General features: G+C 35.1%; 12 protein-coding genes. 9 read left to right on the top strand and 3 right to left on the bottom strand.

Annotated features, from left to right (window positions below; all coding sequences use genetic code 11):
* Nucleotides 1-262: 262 nt before the first annotated feature.
* Both AMD00_RS19905 and AMD00_RS19900 read left to right on the top strand, forming a co-directional pair.
* Nucleotides 263-2,077 (top strand): bifunctional metallophosphatase/5'-nucleotidase, encoded by a 1,815-nt coding sequence (locus tag AMD00_RS19905; RefSeq protein ID WP_053418770.1) that lies wholly within the window; start codon nt 263-265, stop codon nt 2,075-2,077.
* Between the two features lie 101 nt (nt 2,078-2,178).
* The gene (locus tag AMD00_RS19900; protein WP_053418769.1) at nt 2,179-6,714 is read left to right on the top strand and encodes an endonuclease; all 4,536 of its coding nucleotides are present in this window, start codon (nt 2,179-2,181) and stop codon (nt 6,712-6,714) included.
* Nucleotides 6,715-7,229: 515 nt separating this feature from the next.
* Here the strand turns inward: AMD00_RS19900 and AMD00_RS19895 are convergent.
* A complete protein-coding gene (locus AMD00_RS19895) occupies nt 7,230-7,781 on the bottom strand; it encodes a protoglobin domain-containing protein (protein ID WP_053418768.1) in 552 nt (183 codons plus the stop codon).
* A gap of 88 nt (nt 7,782-7,869) precedes the next feature.
* Here AMD00_RS19895 and AMD00_RS19890 point away from each other — a divergent pair, with 88 nt between their 5' ends.
* Nucleotides 7,870-9,384 carry a coproporphyrinogen III oxidase gene (locus AMD00_RS19890; RefSeq protein WP_053418767.1) on the top strand — a complete coding sequence of 505 codons (1,515 nt, stop codon included), beginning with the start codon at nt 7,870-7,872 and terminating at the stop codon, nt 9,382-9,384.
* Nucleotides 9,385-9,427: 43 nt separating this feature from the next.
* Here the strand turns inward: AMD00_RS19890 and AMD00_RS19885 are convergent, their stop codons facing one another.
* Complete coding sequence (locus AMD00_RS19885; RefSeq protein WP_053418766.1) at nt 9,428-10,507, bottom strand: CdaR family transcriptional regulator; 1,080 nt, start codon at nt 10,505-10,507, stop codon at nt 9,428-9,430.
* Between the two features lie 125 nt (nt 10,508-10,632).
* Here AMD00_RS19885 and AMD00_RS19880 point away from each other — a divergent pair, with 125 nt between their 5' ends.
* A complete protein-coding gene (locus AMD00_RS19880) occupies nt 10,633-11,766 on the top strand; it encodes a glycerate kinase (protein ID WP_053418765.1) in 1,134 nt (377 codons plus the stop codon).
* A gap of 85 nt (nt 11,767-11,851) precedes the next feature.
* Here the strand turns inward: AMD00_RS19880 and AMD00_RS19875 are convergent, their stop codons facing one another.
* A complete protein-coding gene (locus AMD00_RS19875; RefSeq protein WP_053418764.1) occupies nt 11,852-12,358 on the bottom strand; it encodes a helix-turn-helix domain-containing protein in 507 nt (168 codons plus the stop codon).
* A 150-nt stretch (nt 12,359-12,508) separates the two neighbouring features.
* Here AMD00_RS19875 and AMD00_RS19870 point away from each other — a divergent pair, with 150 nt between their 5' ends.
* The 5 genes from AMD00_RS19870 (at nt 12,509) to AMD00_RS19850 (ending at nt 17,649) form a co-directional block, all read left to right on the top strand.
* Nucleotides 12,509-13,846, top strand: coding sequence for an MFS transporter (locus tag AMD00_RS19870; protein ID WP_053418763.1), 1,338 nt, complete (start codon nt 12,509-12,511; stop codon nt 13,844-13,846).
* Nucleotides 13,847-13,876: 30 nt separating this feature from the next.
* Nucleotides 13,877-14,860, top strand: coding sequence for an ornithine cyclodeaminase family protein (locus tag AMD00_RS19865; RefSeq protein WP_053418762.1), 984 nt, complete (start codon nt 13,877-13,879; stop codon nt 14,858-14,860).
* A 215-nt stretch (nt 14,861-15,075) separates the two neighbouring features.
* Nucleotides 15,076-15,903: a DUF2785 domain-containing protein gene (locus tag AMD00_RS19860; RefSeq protein ID WP_053418761.1), complete on the top strand. Its 828-nt coding sequence runs from the start codon at nt 15,076-15,078 to the stop codon at nt 15,901-15,903.
* A gap of 180 nt (nt 15,904-16,083) precedes the next feature.
* A complete protein-coding gene (locus tag AMD00_RS19855; RefSeq protein WP_053418760.1) occupies nt 16,084-16,692 on the top strand; it encodes a hypothetical protein in 609 nt (202 codons plus the stop codon).
* A 168-nt stretch (nt 16,693-16,860) separates the two neighbouring features.
* Nucleotides 16,861-17,649: an HAD family hydrolase gene (locus AMD00_RS19850; protein WP_053418759.1), complete on the top strand. Its 789-nt coding sequence runs from the start codon at nt 16,861-16,863 to the stop codon at nt 17,647-17,649.
* The last annotated feature ends 34 nt before the right edge of the window (nt 17,650-17,683 follow it).

Here is a 17,683-nt window from a genome sequence, read left to right as displayed (position 1 = left end):
ACATACGAAAAGGATAAAACCAGCTGGAGCGAAGGAACCCAGTCAGCAGAGTATTCTCTAAATTGCTTATCTCCTCAATAAATAATTCTGAATATTCAATTTGTATAAGTATTTAATTAGGTAGAAAAAAGTGAAAAGACAATATTTCTACTGATAGCACGCCGTATGCGATGAAAGTCGCCTGTACGGTGTAGGCCCGAACCGAAAGCCACAAGATGTGGTATAAGACGGGAATAGCGAAGAAAACTTTACTTTATCATTAATGCATACCAACGACACACATGCACATTTAGATAATATAGCGAAAAGAACAACTGCCATCAAAAATGTTAGAGCTAAAAAGCCAAATTCGTTATTACTAGATGCAGGTGATGTTTTTAGTGGCACGCTATATTTCAATGAATTCCAAGGAAAAGCAGATTTGGAATTCATGAATTTATTACGTTATGATGCAATGACCTTTGGTAATCATGAATTCGACTTAGGCTCAAGTAAAGAAGGGCATCAGGCTTTAGCTGATTTCATCAAAGGTGCAAATTTCCCATTCATTAGTGCCAATGTAGACTTTTCTGCAGATGATCGCTTTAAAGGTCTGTTTACAGATCTAATCTCAAGTAAGCCTGAAAAAGGTAAAATTTATAATGGAATTATTAAAGAAATCAATGGCGAAAAAGTAGGGATTTTTGGTTTAACAACGGAAGAAACGAAGGATATATCAAGCCCTGGCAGTATAGTATTTGAAAATTATATTAAAGAGGCTGAAAATGCAGTTAAAGCGTTTGAAGGGCAAGGCGTCGATAAAATTATTGCTTTGACACATATCGGTTATGATGACAATGCGAAAATCGATAATGATTTAACATTAGCTTCAACAGTTAAGGGCATTGACGTAATTGTTGGTGGGCATAGTCATACACAGTTAGATGAGCCAGTCGTTATAGATCAAGATAATAACAATAAAACAAAAGATCCAACTGTTATTGTTCAGGCGTATCAATATAGTGATTTTTTAGGCACTGTTGATGTTGAGTTTGATAGTAAAGGTAAAGTTATTACAACAAATGGAGAATTGATTAAACTTAGCAGCCTTGCAGACGACGCAGAAGCGGCTAACATACTTAAGAAATACTCTGAACAGATTAAAGAAGTATCTAATAAACCAATCGGAGCAGAAGCGTTAAGTGAACTGACTAACCCAAGAACATCAGACACGGGCCCAAGTGTCCGTAATAGTGAAACAGCACTTGGAAATATCATTACAGATGGTATGTTAGCAAAGGCAAGAGCGCAAACCCAAAATCCTAATATCATTATGGCACTACAAAATGGTGGAGGTATTCGATCAGGTATTGATGCAGGTGAGATCACTGTTGGAGAAGTTATAACAGTACTACCATTTGGAAACACATTAGCAACAATGACGCTTACAGGAGCTGAATTAAAGCAAGCATTTGAAATAAGCTTTAAGGAATCTCCAAAAGAAAGTGGAGGCTTCCTTCACGTATCTGGTGCAAAAGTTGAATTTGATTCATTAAAACCAGTGGGCGAACGAGTTGTATCGATCAAGTACAAAGATACAAATGAAACTTACGTGGATATAAAAGACCAAGAGAGTTATACAGTAGCAACAAATGCCTTCACTGCAAAGGGTGGAGATAAGTATGATGTCTTTAAAAAAGCCTATGAAGAAGGTCGTGTAACAGACTTGGGACTTTCAGATTGGGAAAATTTAGCGGAACATTTAGCGTCTCTTAAAAAAATCAAACCTACACTAGAAGGACGTATTGTAGACGTGAAAAAGGGTGAAGATCCAGATATTAGAATACCAGGTACGGAATTTTCTGGTACTACTGAATCTCCAAAAGTTTACAATGGGAATGTGATCGTTGATATAACAAATGTTTCCTCTTTATCCAATGCGGTAATTAAAGGAAATTTAATCATCACTGGCACATTATCTGAAAATATTACCATTTCTAATATTAAAGTGGAAGGTAACTTAGATTTATCCGCTGTTAAAGGGGATAGTGATAACAGTATTGAGAATATCGAAGTAACTGGTGAAACAATCTTATAATTATTTAACGGAATATTCTGGAATTTAAAGATTTGACTTCCCCATTTAATACATGTTAGCGCTACAAATAAACTCTATAAGTGTAGAAGGAGACTGACTCTATGAGTAAAGGGAACTGGAAAAAGACATTTAATGCTTTGTTGTCGGTAAGCTTAGTGACAAGTTTCATATTGCCTTCACTGTCAACACCTGTTAAAGCTGCAACTACTATGACGGATTTAATTATTTCTGAGTATATTGAAGGAAGTGGTTTTAACAAAGCAGTAGAAATTTACAATGGTACCGGTGCTACAGTTAATTTAAATGACTATACGTTAGAGCTTCATATTAATGGAGCTGCGGCGGCATCTCAAAAAGTGGAATTGGCAGGAACTTTGGAAAATAACGATACGTATGTTGTATATCATAAAGATGCAAATACAGCTATTAAGAGTAAAGGGAATCTTGAAAACTCTTCTGTTGTTAATTTTAATGGTGATGATCCAATTGTTTTAAAAAAATCTAGCGAAGTCGTTGATTCGATCGGACAAGTTGGTTCACAAATTAAATTTGGAGAGAACATGACACTTGTACGGAAGAGCTCTGTGACGACTGGGGACAAGATTATCAATGATGTCTTTAATAGAGAGGCAGAGTGGGCAACTTATCCAATTGATACAACAGAGTATTTAGGCTCTCATATAATGGGTGATACTCCAGTAGAGCCTGGGAATCCAGGGGAAAATACAGTCATTTTAATTGCCGATGCACATGCTAAAGCAATGGGAGAAACTGTAACGATTAAAGGTATCGTCGCTGCAAAGTTAAAGAATACTATTACAGTTCAAGATGCGACTGGTGGTATTGCAGTTCGTCCGGTAAGTTTAAATGCAGTGGTTGGAGATGAAGTCACTTTAACAGGTAAATTAGCAGATTATCGTGGATTGCTTCAATTAGATGGAGCAACGATTGTAGAAAATAAGGAAAATGTAGGAGAACCTCAACCAAAAGTAATTACAGGTGCAGATGTTAAGGAAGAAAACGAATCACAACTTGTGACAGTAAAGAACGTTTCACTTACCACAGTACAAGATGGAGGTAGTTGGGCAAACTTTACTGCGAATGATGGAACAGAATTCATCGTACGGGACGAAACGAATGCTCTAGGTTTAACAGCCAATACGAAATATGATTCTATTACAGGGATTGTTCAACAATTCGATAATGACTACCAAATTATCCCGCGTTCTACAGCAGATATCGTTGTTGATAGTACAACATTAGCGCCTGCTGTAGCTACTCCAGGAAGTGGGACATATGTTAAAGATACAGCTGTCACTTTATCTACAACTAGTGCAAATGCAGAGATGTATTACACGCTAGATGGTACTGATCCAACTATTGCTAGTACCAAATATGAAAAGCCAATCCAAATTACTAAAACTACAACACTTAAGGCCATCGTGAAAGATCAAGATGGTAAATTAAGTGAAGTGTCGACTTTCAATTATACAATCGCAGATCGGTTTGAAATTCATGATATTCAAGGAGATAAACATGTTACTCCATTTAATAATCAAATTGTGGAGGGAATTGAAGGTGTAGTAACTTATTCATTTAAGCTAGGCACTGCAAATTATTATACGATTCAAGCGCCAGATGATATGGCGGATAACAATCCGAATACATCAGAAGCTATTTTACTTTATAGCGGAAACAAATCTTGGCCAATTAAAGTGGGTGATTTAGTATCTGTTACAGGAAAAGTAAGTGAATATGCATACGATGGATATAGTGATCGTCAAGATACAGACTTGAAAACAACTCAAATTAATGTTCGTGATGATCAAGGTGGAAAGGTTACAGTCATTAAAAGTGGTGTTAATCTGCCAGCGCCAATCACTATTAATGAGGATAAGATGTCATTAAAAGCAATCGATAGTGATAATTTATCCGTTTTTAATCCAACAGTAGATGCAATTGATTTCTGGGAAAGTATTGAAGGTATGCGTGTACAAATCGGAAACGTGAAAGCTGTAGCGCCACAAGATAATGGTGACTTGGTGACGGTTCTTGAAAGTGCAAAAACAAATTCACTTCACGGCGGAGTTTTATTTGAGGAAAAGAACCAAAATCCAAATCGTATCCAATTCCGTTTAGAACCAAATGGAACTGCACGTGATTTTGAAGTAGCGACAGGAGATCGATTTAATGGTCCGATTACGGGTATAGTTGGTTATTCATATCAAAACTTTAAAATTTATGCTTCTCTAGAGGACATGAAAGCAGCACATAAAAAAGGAAACGCGACACCTGAAAAAACAACGATTGTCAAAGCAGATGACAAGTTAACGGTTGCTTCCTATAACTTAGAAAATTTTTCCAATAACAAGACTTCAACTTCTGATAGCAAAGCTAGTAAATTAGCTAGAGCAATTGGTATTGATATGCAGAGTCCTGATATCGTTGGTGTGACTGAAGTACAAGATAATAATGGTGAAACTGCAGGAGATAGCAAGGCAGATCAAAGTTATGCAAGATTGATTACAGCTATAAAAGCAGCAAGTGGTGTGGAATATAAATATGTGAACATTGACCCAGTAAACAATCAAGATGGTGGAGCACCAAATGCTAATATACGTGTCGGATTCTTATATAATCCAAATCGTGTGACATTAACTAATGGGAATCCACAAGGGGATGCAACTACTGCAGTAGGTTATGAAAATGGAAAGCTTACTTTGAATCCAGGTCGAATTGATCCAACAAATGAGGCATTTAATAGTAGTCGTAAACCATTAGCAGCACAATTTAATTTCCAAGGTGAGAATGTAGTGGTCATTGCAAACCATTGGAATTCTAAATCAGGTGACACACCATTATTTGGTTCTATTCAACCACCTGTTTATAAAAGTGAAATTCAACGTAAAAAAATTGCACAAATTGTTTCAAATTTTATAAATGATATTAAGGAAAAAAATCCAAAAGAAAATATTATTTCTCTTGGGGATTTCAATGATTACCAATTTACTGAATCTCTAAAAATTCATGAAGGTAAGAATATGACCAATATGATTAATAAAGTAGAAGAATCTGATCGTTACACATACCTTTACCAAGGAAATTCCCAAGTGTTAGATCATATTCTAGTTTCTAATAACTTAGCAAACAAAACCGCAATTGATATCCTTCATATCAATGCTGATTTTACAGATATGGCTGGTCGAGCAAGTGATCATGACCCTGTTATGGTACAAGTCGATTTCGATGAAGAATCAGAAGTTGAACCTGTGAAACCAGAAAAAACGTATGATTTGGTTAATTTTAAAACAAAGAAATTGACTATTACGAAACCAAGTGTTGCCATACATTTAGATGGGGCATCTATCATCACAGAAGGTATCTTATTAAAAAGTAATTATGCAGAACTGAATGGTGCTGGATTCAAAACAACAAAAGTCATAATAGCCCCTAACAAAGAAGGGACTATAATAGACTTAAAAGGTACAGAAATGAAAGAGATAATTATTGATGGACAAAACGTTAGCGAAATAAAAGGCGCAGAAAATATTCAAAGCATTGAGTTTATTAACGGTGCCAAAGCAGAACAAATTAAATTTACAAGTACGAAAGGGGAACCCATTGAGGTTCCTTCTTTCCCTTCTGAAAACAAAGCACCAGTTGTAACGAGTAAAATTCCAAACAAAACGTTAAAGACTGGGGAAAAGGTTTCCGTGTTACTTACAGACCACTTCTCTGATCCTGATGGTGACAAACTAACATTCACTGCAACAAAAGGTACTGTCAATCAAGCGACTGCCACGTTGACACTTTCACTTGAAGAAGGAAGCTATATTATTGGTGTTACAGCTACTGATGGTAAAAAAGAAGTAACAACTAATTTCTCTGTAACTGTTACTGCAGGCGATGTTCCAGCTGACGATTATTATAAAGACGCAATGGGGAAAACTGGTCAAGCTTTAAAAACAGCATTACATGACATTATAGATGAGCATAAACAATTAACTTACGACCAAGCATGGGAAGCGTTAAGAGAAACAGATGAAGACCCAAATAACTCAAATAATGTGATTTTGTTTTATTCGGGAGAATCGCGCTCTAAAACCCGTAACGGAGGAAATGTTGGTGACTGGAACCGAGAACATACATGGGCAAAATCACATGGAAACTTTGGTACAACTAAAGGTCCCGGTACAGATATCCACCATTTACGTCCAACTGATGTTAAAGTGAACAGTAGCCGAGGTAATCTAGATTTTGATAACGGCGGTAGTCCAGTTGCAGGGTGTAATGGTTGTTTTAAGACTTCTAATTCATTCGAACCGCCTAATAGAGTAAAAGGTGACGTTGCCAGAATACTATTATATATGGCAACACGCTATGAACAAGGTGATAAAGTAGATCTCGAATTAAATGAAAAATTGAATAATGGAACTGCTCCATATCATGGCAAGCTTTCTGTATTGTTACAATGGCATTTACAAGATCCAGTCGATGAGTTTGAAATGAACCGAAATAATGTCATTCAAGAATGGCAAGGCAACCGTAATCCATTCATTGATCATCCTGAATGGGTAAAGCTCATTTGGGGAACACAAAGTAACAGCAAAACAGGCACTGTCAACTTAGCATCTTAAGTACTACTGCTCAATAAAATATACGGTGTATAGACATTTGTAAACCCTTTGTTAAGGACATTAATAAGACATTAAATAGCTTTCTAAAACTTCATTCACAGGATACGTCGCTTATTTTCGCTTTCAATTTATGATTTTGATGCAATGAATAAACGCCAATAATGTGAGATAAAAAAAGCCAATGGAAAAAAATTATTTCTGAATACTGTAACAATCATCTTCCTCCGTATCTCTTAAAGGGGAAAATATATAAAATTAAAACCATGTACTGACAATTGTCAGTACATGGTTTTAATTTTACATAGCAGTTAATTTTTTGTTGCGTTATGGATGCGTTCAGAATTCTTCTGAATAGAATTTAGGTTTCCGTTTATATCTCGTACATCTATAAATAATTAATTATTCAGAAATTTTATATTCATAAGTCCAACAATTTTCTCGAAGGATTAATCTGTTGCTAAAACTTGAGTACAAGATTCATCAACAAGATCCTGTAGTTTTTGTGAAGTCATTTTTTAAAGCGCTTCTTGATGGTGCTTTTCATGGGCTTCTAATACAATTAGTTGTTCAAAATTAATGATTTTAAGTTGTTCCTCATGATTAAAATGAGTCTGTTGTACAATTGAGAAAAAGCCATTGAGTAAATCTTGAAAAGCACTCATATACCACTTAGGCTCAAGCCCGATTTTTGCATGGACAAAAGCGATTGTATAACGTTTCTTCATAAATTCTTCATCAATGTGTCCATTGAACATTTCCGAAATATGTCCATTCAAAGCAGTTCTTAAACTATTAATCGAACTGTTTTGATTAATAATTTTACCTAATGAATTTTCTTTTTCGAGATTTTCATAAAACTTTGCTACAATGGATTCAATGTTTTTGACTAGAGTAGGTTTCATAATGCGCAAAGTAGCTAAGTCGTTTTTAGTTAGCTGGATCATATCCATCTGTATATAAATGGACCGGTTGAGAGAATTAGATATAACAATGTTATTAAGTTCTTGAGAAACTAATATTTCTAAAGATGTATTTATAGGCTTTGACTTTCTTGAGAAAAAAGACATTTACTCGCTCCTTTAACATTGTAGTAAGAATGGTATAAAGTTTTTCTATTTTATATGGAAGTAAATACGAAAGAAGTGAATAGATGATATGAAAGTCCTTGGAATTAATGGAGATTACCCTCAGGATTGGGTGCGAGTCTTCAATCATATTACAAATTTGTTTTTTGAGGATTCGAAAGTTTCGAAAACGGAAAAAGATACAGATTTAAATGTTTATTTTGAATGGCATATAGACGCCGATCATACAGTAACAACAACCGCTGAATTACATTCAGATGGTAAAACGTATAAGAGTAAATTTGTTCAAGAGTATACTAATGAAGCAAATGAAAAGGAACAAAATATTCGTTTGAAGAGAGCATTATCTCATGTGCTTTTAGACACACTTGAAAAACTGACGGGTATTCACCAGAAATGGGGTATCTTAACGGGTATACGTCCTACAAAGCTGTATCATAAATTTAGAAAAAGTGGATTAACTGATTTAGAAATTCATACTAAGCTAAAAGAAGAATTTAGACTATCAGATGAAAAAATAACCCTAATGAAAAAAATCGTAGATCGTCAGCTCACGACCATTCCAGATTTAGATACAATAGGTAATGAAGTGAGTATTTATATTGGAATTCCATTTTGTCCTACAAAATGTGCTTACTGTACATTCCCCGCGTATGCTATCCATCGTAAAAATGGACGAGTAGAGTCGTTTTTAGATGGTCTTCATATTGAAATTCGTGAGATGGGTAAATGGTTAAAGAAACGTGATATGAAAATTACTTCTATTTATTGGGGTGGAGGAACACCAACTTCCATAGAAGCAGATGAAATGGATGCATTATATCAAACGATGTATGAATCATTTCCACATGCTGAATCGATTCGAGAAGTCACTGTGGAGGCTGGACGCCCAGATACAATTACTCCTGCTAAATTAGAAGTCTTGAAAAAATGGGGAATTGACCGTATTAGTGTTAATCCACAATCCTATACAGATGAAACATTAAAGGCGATTGGACGTCACCATACAGTCCAGGAGACTATTGATAAGTTTTGGCTTTCTCGTAATATGGGAATGAATAATATTAATATGGATTTAATTATCGGTTTACCAAATGAAGGTCTCGAAGAGTTTGAGAACTCATTAGCTGAAACAGAAAAAATGCAACCGGAATCACTAACTGTGCATACGTTATCATTTAAACGTGCTTCAGAAATGACGCATAACAAACAGAAATATAAAGTTGCAGACCGTGAAACGGCTGAGAAAATGATGCATCGTGCACATGAATGGACTGCAGATAATAACTACGAGCCGTATTACTTATATCGCCAAAAAAATATTTTAGGGAATCTAGAAAACGTAGGATATTCTAAAAAAGGTGAAGAGAGTATATATAACATCGTGATTATGGAAGAAGTTCAAACGATTATAGGACTTGGTTGTGGAGCCTCAAGTAAATTCGTTAACGCAGAAACAGGCAAGATTACTCAATTTCATAACCCTAAAGATCCAGCAGCATATATTATGACATTTGAAGATGCTATTGATAAAAAGCTAGAAATTCTTGATGAACTTTATAAAGAAGAAACCGAATTAATATAAAAAACAGGTGAGCATCTCTACCCAAAGAGATGTTCACCTGTTTTTATTTGTTTCTTAACCAAAGGGCAATTTGAAGAATGATTGCCTCTTGGAATATGGCAGGATTATAACCGGTCAATTCATGTATTTGATTCAAGCGATATGTCAGTGTATGTCGGTGAATACCTAGTTCTTCAGAGCAAATTGTAAGCTGTTGATTATTTGAAAAATAGACAACCAACGTATGTATAAGTTTATTATTTAAACCCTTTAGTGTACGGTTCGTGAATAGCAAAGCTTCCTGAGAGTCACTTTTTTTTAGTAAGGAAAAAACTTCAACTTCATCAAAAAAATTTATCGTTTTTTTTCTGTCACCATACTCAATGGCGTTTTTCGCCATTTCATAAGAGTTAAATGCTTTTTCTAATGTTTGAACTGGTAGACCTATGCCAATTTTGACATTGAAATATTTTTTTACTTGAGTTAACAATATCGTTAATTTATTTACAATCGCTTTAGCATCCATACCAGATACTAAAATGAAATGCTCATTTACTTGATATTTGCCAAAGATGACAGACTCATGAATGAAAAAATCTTCCATATGTTCAACAAAAGATTGGTATGCTGTTAATTTAGGATCGGCATCCAATGTTATCGCATAAAAGGGTGGTGCATGAAAGAAGCCAATTTTAGATAAACGATCATTCATAGCTTTTTGTAACGGCTGTTGAGTCATCAAATCTTCGAAAATCGTTTCACGCAACTTACGTTTCCATTCAGTTTGGGATGCTATAAGCGCTTGGTGAACCATCATTTCAGTAGTTAATTGAACGAGCGGTGCCCATTCTGCAATATCGACTGGATTACCAGTAATGCCAATTACACCTACAAGCTCATTTTGAAAGAAGATGGGCAAGTTTATACCAGGTTTTGCATTTTGAAAAAGATGATTATTTTCCTCAGTAATAACGAGTGTTTTTTCTGTTTCTGCAACAATTCTAGCCCCTCCGTGTATACTTTCTACACGTAATCTATCTCCTGAAGCCAAAATTCGTCCATTCGTATGTACAACGTTTATATTGCGGTGCAAACGTAGCATGGTCTGTTCTACTATTTGGTTCGCTAACTGTTTTGATATCATAATTTTCCTCCGAAGTGTATAAAAACTAGTTGTTATAATACAGGGAATTTATACGTTAAGTATAATGTAAAATACTGAATTTATCACTATAATAATTGTAAGCGCTTTATTTTAGGGGGATTGTTGTGAAAATCGTTGTTAGTCCTGATTCTTTTAAAGGTTCACTTACAGCTACCGAAGCCGCAAAAGCAATGGTAGCTGCTATTCATGAAATAAATCCAGAAATTGAAACTGTACTATTACCTGTAGCAGATGGGGGTGAGGGGACACTAGAGCCACTACTGGAAGTTACAAATGGCCAAATTATTAGTGTAAAGGTACAAGATCCAATAGGTCGACTTGTTGAAGCTGATTACGGCATTTTAGGTAATGGAGAGACTTGTGTCATTGAAATGGCAAAGGCGTCTGGTTTAACGCTTTTGACGAATGACGAAAGAAATCCACTTATCGCTTCAACTTATGGAACAGGACAGTTAATCCGTCATGCATTAGATGCTGGGTTCCGTAAATTTATCATAGGTATTGGGGGAAGTGCTACGAACGATGGAGGTACTGGTATGCTCAATGCACTTGGTATGAGGTTTTTAAATATTGACGGAAAAGAATTAGAACTTGGTGCAGAAGCACTTAGTACGCTTCATCAAATTGATGATTCGTTTTTCGATGAACGCATAAAAGTATCGGAGTTTATTATTGCGTGTGACGTTGATAATCCATTTGTTGGGACGAATGGGGCGACTACTATTTTTGGTCCACAAAAAGGAGTAACACCAGAAATGGTGCAACGAATTGATGATAATTTAACGATTTTAGCAAATAAAATCGAAGCTATCACAGGTGTTGCATTGCACCAGGAACCTGGTGCAGGTGCTGCAGGCGGACTAGGTGGAGCATTTTTAGCATTTTTTCCAGTAGTATTAAAACCAGGGATAGAAGTCGTTATGAAAGCAATTGATTTTCATGGTCAAATTCTAGGGGCATCTTTGATTATAACTGGGGAGGGCAAATCAGATTTTCAAACACTTTCAGGGAAAGCACCCATCGGCGTCGCAAATGCGGCAAAAGAATTACAAATCCCAGTAGCCTTAATTTCGGGGTATGTAGACGATGATAGTCATGTATCACTATCTGAACATTTCTCGGCAATCGCAAGCGTAGTAAATGAATCAATTACACAGCAAGAATCAATTCAAAATGCAGCATTTCATCTGAAAAAGAGAGCGTATGAAACATTACAACAGATTATTAAAAAATTATAGGTTGCAATACTTCTAATGATTGTCCTAAGAGGATTATTTGTCGTTTTAACTACCACGTTATGTTCAATATGCATAGCGTGGTTTTTTATCTAGATGAAACAAGTAAGAATTTTACTACTTGATTATGATAGTTATACCAATAGTGATTTTTTCTTGCATCAAACATTGTAGATTCATTTTGCTTTAAAACAAACTCTTGACCTTCAATACTAACTGTCAATTCACCTTCTACAATGAAAATAAACTCATGTCCATCGTGTGAAAAAGCATTACCTTCATTTTCCCCAGGATTTATCGTCACTAGCATTGGAAGATAAGATGCACCAACTGTACTATTTGATAGGTCTGAATAATGGAATTGTCTATGTTCTTCAGCTAACAATTCATCGTTAGCTTCGAAAAAAATGCTTGGATTTACTCCTAAAGCGTCTGAAATTTTTTTCAAAGATTCCAATGTTACATTCGATTTTCCTCTTTCAACTTGTGATAAAAAGCTAATCGATACCCCTATTTGAGAAGCAAGCTCTTTTAAAGTATATTTTCTTTCTTTACGTATCTTTTTTAATGTAGCTCCAAGAAAATCAAGTGACATTATGCAAAGCTCCTTTAAGTTGTTTATTAGTCCATAATATACAAAATACAAAATAAAATCTTTATAAAAATAAAAATTCACAATATTGACAGAAAATTAAGATGAATATAAAATTAAAGTGACACTTCAATTTTGCAAGGGGGAAAATGTATGGATGCAAAACAGATGAGAAAGATTTGGATTGCTAGTTTGGTAGGTAGTTCTATTGAATGGTTTGATTACTTTTTATACGGAACAGTTGCCGCTTTAGTTTTTAATCAGGTGTTTTTTGTTAATGAGGACCCGACTATAGGATTGTTGCTATCTTATGCATCATTTGCTTTAGCATTTTTTATTAGACCGTTCGGTGGAGTAATATTTAGTCATATCGGGGATAGGATCGGGCGTAAAAAAACATTAGTCATAACGCTAAGTTTGATGGGTGCTGCAACCTTTGGGATGGGGTTATTACCTACTTATCAAGCAATTGGCATTTGGGCTCCAATACTATTGATTACACTTCGATTAGTACAAGGTTTAGGTATTGGTGGAGAATGGGGAGGCGCATTATTACTTGCTGTCGAGTATGCACCTAAAGAGAAAAGAGGCTTATACGGTGCAATTCCGCAAATGGGTGTAACAATTGGGATGGTATTAGGAACAATTGCTTTATCTCTTATGTCGTTACTTCCTGAAGGCTCATTCATGACTTGGGGTTGGCGTGTACCATTTTTAATAAGTGCAGTTTTGGTGTTATTTGGATTATGGGTACGTAAAGGTATTGATGAAACGCCTTCATTTAAAAAGGTAAAAGAATCAGGTGATATACCAAAACTACCAATTGTAGAAACACTGAAAAATTATTGGCGAGAAGTATTAATTGCTATTGGTGCAAAGGTTGTTGAAACAGCCCCATTTTACATTTTTGGTACATTCGTTGTATCATATGCAACTTCAAATTTAGGATTTTCAAGAACAGCTGTTTTAAATTCAGTAATGGTAGCAACAGTTATTACGACTATATTAATTCCTATTATGGGGAGTTTATCGGATAAATATGGTCGAAAAAAACTATATATAGCAGGCACTGTTGGTATGATGCTATATGCCTTTCCTTATTTTTGGATGTTACAGCAACAATCTGTAGCTTTACTTGTAATTGCAACAATCGTAGGGTTAGGTGTTATTTGGGCACCTATTACAGCAGTTCTAGGAACAATGTTCTCAGAAATTTTTGATGCAAAAGTTCGTTATACAGGTATTACTTTAGGCTATCAAATTGGTGCAGCTGTAGCTGGAGGAACGGCTCCGTTAGTTGCAACTGCTTTACTAGTTAATTTTAATAACTCTTATGTGCCTGTTGCATTATATATTATTATTACAGCAATTATTTCTCTATTAGCTATTTGGGCAGTGAAAGATCGTAGTAGAGAGAATTTAGATGATGAAATTCAAAGGGGTTTGCAAGAAGATTCGAAGAAAATTCCATTAGGAACTATAGAGCCGTAATGATACGGCTCACTTTCGGAGGGTATTAAGATGTTGATATTAAACGAAAAACAAATTATGAAAAGTTACAGTATGAAAGATGCTATTGAAGATGTAGCATCTGTATTAAAAGCAAAGGAAGGAAATAAAATTGCTAGTCCGCATCGTACCGTTATTGAATTTCCCGATCGGGATGCTTCGGCATTATATATGCCAAGTGCCGATCTGATAAGTGAAGTAGCGGCAGTGAAAGTGGTAACTATTTTTCCGCAAAACCCTACTAAAGGGATGCCAACGACTCAAGGAGTTATTTTGCTAACAGATGCAGAAAATGGTTCACATATCGCTATGATGAATGCCTCTTATTTAACACGATTGAGAACGGGAGCTTTAAGTGGTATTGCTACGGACTATCTAGCAAAAAAAGATGCCACTGTGTTAACTGTAATCGGAACGGGTGGGATGGCATTTGAGCAAGTGCTTGGAGTAATAGCTGTAAGGTCTATATCGAAAATATTACTTGTCAATAAAACTATATCAAAAGCACATCAATTCGGTGAAAAGTTACAGGCATTTGGTATTACAATTCCTTTTGAAACTGTAGAAGTTGTGGCAGATGCTGTGAAACAAGCTGATATTATTTGTTGTGCTACCAGATCAAATGAAGCAGTTTTAAATGGTGAAGACCTTAAGCCTGGCGTACATATTAATGGAATTGGATCATATTTACCTCATATGCGAGAAATTGATGAAACTTCGATTTTGAAAGCCAGTAAAATTGTAGTGGATGATTTGGATGGTGTAAAAGGTGAAGCGGGTGAATTTATTCATGCGGCTGAAAATGGGGTATGGTCATTTGATGAAACATATTGTGAACTTGGTAGACTTGTTACTCATGATAAAAAGGGGCGAGAAAACAATCATGAGATAACTATTTTTAAATCAGTAGGTGCTGCTTACTATGATTTAGCCGTAGCAAAGGGAGTATATAAAAAGGCTAAGCAACAAAATAGTGGCGTGGAAATTGATGTGTAATTGTATGGAAAAATAATAATTTTAAAAAGCTCTTAAGCAACTGCCACTTGGCAATGCTTAAGAGCTTTTTCTGTAAAAAGTTTTAGTTCTCTAGCTTGATGAGGATATAACCAATGTTTTCTAATACAAATACAATGATTTGGAAGATTAATCATGAATAACCTCATAAGTGAATATGTTAGTTTAAGAGAATTATCACTAAAGGTGGTGTAGCTATGAATGAGAAAGAAGTAAAGAGTCTACTATTAGAGTTGCAAAGTGGTCAGAAGAGTTGGGCAGAAGTAGCTGAACATCGTTATGTGTTTTCGATGATGGAGCATATCGGGTCAACAGATGTTGAACTTCGTGATGAATTAATTTATCAAGTATTTTGGAAACTAATTCATAACGGGCATTTATCTGAAGAATTAATGATAGATATGCTAAATACTGCTCTTAGTGACATTTATTTATTTGATGAAATTGGTGAAAATGGCGTGGATAGCGTCTTTAAACGCTCGTACACAGCATTATTAATTGCTTTACTATTAAATCAAGATTTACACCATCCATTTTTGACAGAAGAAATGATCGGAAAAGTGAAGGACAAGTTAGTTGCATATTTAGATTTGGAAGAAGATATTAGGGGTTATGTTACAAATAAGGGGTGGGCTCATAGTGTTGCAAATACTGCGTATGCAGTGGATGAACTAGTAAAGAACCCAAAGTTAAAAGTAGCCGATTATGATGAAATCTTTCAATCGTTAGTGAATAAGATTTTTACTTCGAAAACAGTGTATCTTTCAAATGAGGATGAGCGAGTAATCATGCCGATACTTACGATGCTTGAAAATGGATTATCTATTGATATAGCAAAAGGACTTTTCGAGCGGATTCCGCCTTTTTTAGCTAAACAAAAAGAGAAAGGATCTACTAAGAAGTTTGTTATTCTACAAGCGAACTGCAAGATGTTTTTAAAAAGCTTCTATTATATAGCTTCTACGGATAAAAAGTATGCTTTTATCGAAAGAAAGATTGAACGCTGTTTGACAGAAATTAGTTGAGTAATTTTTCAAGTTTGTATCGCATTTTACTCAGAACAAAACTGTATTAGAATTTTTCTTATTTGAGATAAAATGCCCTTAAGTAAGCGAATACTATCAAAATTAATATAATTAACCTAAAATGCCTACCTGTAATATGTTACAATTGTTGAGAAATATATGTTCGGAAGGTAGGGAGTTATGGATTTCAAAGTTTTACTAGCAGGCGGAATAATCGCTAGCACATTAGTGATTTCAGGCTGCTCATCTGGTGAGATAGCAGAGAATAAACAGCAAGATAAAAGTGACGTTGCAGTAAATCGAGACTTAATGAATATCGAAATAAAAGTCCCAGCTTCATTTTATGAAGGTGAAGATATAGATGCAATTATTGCAGATGCCAAGGAAAAAAAGAGATATATAAAAGTTGGAAAGAACAGTGATGGTTCTGTGACCTACATTATGTCACGTGAGCAGCACGATACTCTGATTAAGGAAATGAAGGAGAGTACAGCTTCAAATGTAAAAGAAATTGAAGATGATTCGGAAATACCTTCTGTTCTTAAGATTAGCAATAACAGTAATTTCTCTGAGTTTATAATAACCGTAGATAAAAAAGAGTTTGAAAATAGCTTCGATAGTTTTGCGGTATTCTCTTTAGGTATTGCAGGTATGTTCTATCAAGTATTTGACGGAACAGCCGAGGAAGATTTGAAGGTTACTGTCAAAATGAAAGACGCCAAGAATGGTAAAATATTTAACGAAATAATTTATCCAGATGCATTGGATGATATTGGTGAAGAAAATTGAAACCCTTTATAGTAGGTCATTAGCAAAGAATATCAAGCTAATGATCTTTTTGTATTATTGGAAGGGCAGTGTCGACTTATTTTGAATAATTCTTATTATATGTAGCTTGAAATATGCTAGGATAATGATAATACATAAACTTTTATTGTGATGAGGGAGACGATTATTTTGACCATTCGAACGGTAATATTTGACTTAGATGATACTTTACTTTGGGATAAGAAAAGTATTGCGACTGCATTTGAACTTACTTGTAAAAAGGCAGCTGAGCAGGTGACAGTAAATCCTTTTGACCTTGAAGAAACTGTGCGAGAAGCAGCACGCAATTTCTATGCATCGTACCCTACATATGAATATACACAAATGATTGGCATTAACCCATTTGAAGGTCTTTGGGGGACATTTGATGATCCAACAGATGAATTTCAACAATTAAAAAAAGTAGTTCCATCTTATCGTAAAGATTCTTGGACAGTAGGTTTAGCTAAATTAGGGATAGATAATGAGGAACTTGGATCAGAACTAGGGGATTATTTTATCGAGGCGCGTAAGCAATGTCCTTTTGTTTATGAAGAAACATTTGAAGTACTGGATACATTAAAAGGGAACTTTAAATTAATATTATTAACAAATGGTTCACCAAGTTTACAGCATACAAAATTGGAAATTACACCTGAAATCGCTCCTTACTTTGATCATATCGTTATTTCTGGTGATTTTGGTCGTGGTAAACCGGATGCTTCTATTTTCGAACATGTCTTAAAAGTTGCTGAAATTCAAGCGGAAGAAGCTATTATGGTTGGCGATAATTTGATGACCGACATTTTAGGGTCATCGCGTGTTAATATGCGTTCAGCTTGGATTAATCGTGAAGAAAAAGCACCAATAAAAGATGTTACACCAACCTATGAGATTAAATCATTACGTGAATTAATACCTCTACTTAAAACAATCTAATGCTTCGAAAAGCTGTCTATATTTTTTATTAGAC

This window comes from Viridibacillus arvi (assembly GCF_001274945.1).
GTDB classification, from domain to species: domain Bacteria; phylum Bacillota; class Bacilli; order Bacillales_A; family Planococcaceae; genus Viridibacillus; species Viridibacillus arvi.
This window is presented reverse-complemented; position numbering and strand designations above follow the sequence as displayed.

What these genes read in the sequence shown, in the direction of transcription:
- AMD00_RS19905 (WP_053418770.1), top strand. Translation starts at nt 263, where the DNA reads ATGCATACCAACGACACACATGCACATTTAGATAATATAGCGAAAAGA.
- AMD00_RS19900 (WP_053418769.1), top strand. Translation starts at nt 2,179, where the DNA reads ATGAGTAAAGGGAACTGGAAAAAGACATTTAATGCTTTGTTGTCGGTA.
- AMD00_RS19895 (WP_053418768.1), bottom strand. Translation starts at nt 7,781, where the DNA reads ATGTCTTTTTTCTCAAGAAAGTCAAAGCCTATAAATACATCTTTAGAA.
- AMD00_RS19890 (WP_053418767.1), top strand. Translation starts at nt 7,870, where the DNA reads ATGAAAGTCCTTGGAATTAATGGAGATTACCCTCAGGATTGGGTGCGA.
- AMD00_RS19885 (WP_053418766.1), bottom strand. Translation starts at nt 10,507, where the DNA reads ATGATATCAAAACAGTTAGCGAACCAAATAGTAGAACAGACCATGCTA.
- AMD00_RS19875 (WP_053418764.1), bottom strand. Translation starts at nt 12,358, where the DNA reads ATGTCACTTGATTTTCTTGGAGCTACATTAAAAAAGATACGTAAAGAA.
- AMD00_RS19870 (WP_053418763.1), top strand. Translation starts at nt 12,509, where the DNA reads ATGGATGCAAAACAGATGAGAAAGATTTGGATTGCTAGTTTGGTAGGT.
- AMD00_RS19865 (WP_053418762.1), top strand. Translation starts at nt 13,877, where the DNA reads ATGTTGATATTAAACGAAAAACAAATTATGAAAAGTTACAGTATGAAA.
- AMD00_RS19860 (WP_053418761.1), top strand. Translation starts at nt 15,076, where the DNA reads ATGAATGAGAAAGAAGTAAAGAGTCTACTATTAGAGTTGCAAAGTGGT.
- AMD00_RS19855 (WP_053418760.1), top strand. Translation starts at nt 16,084, where the DNA reads ATGGATTTCAAAGTTTTACTAGCAGGCGGAATAATCGCTAGCACATTA.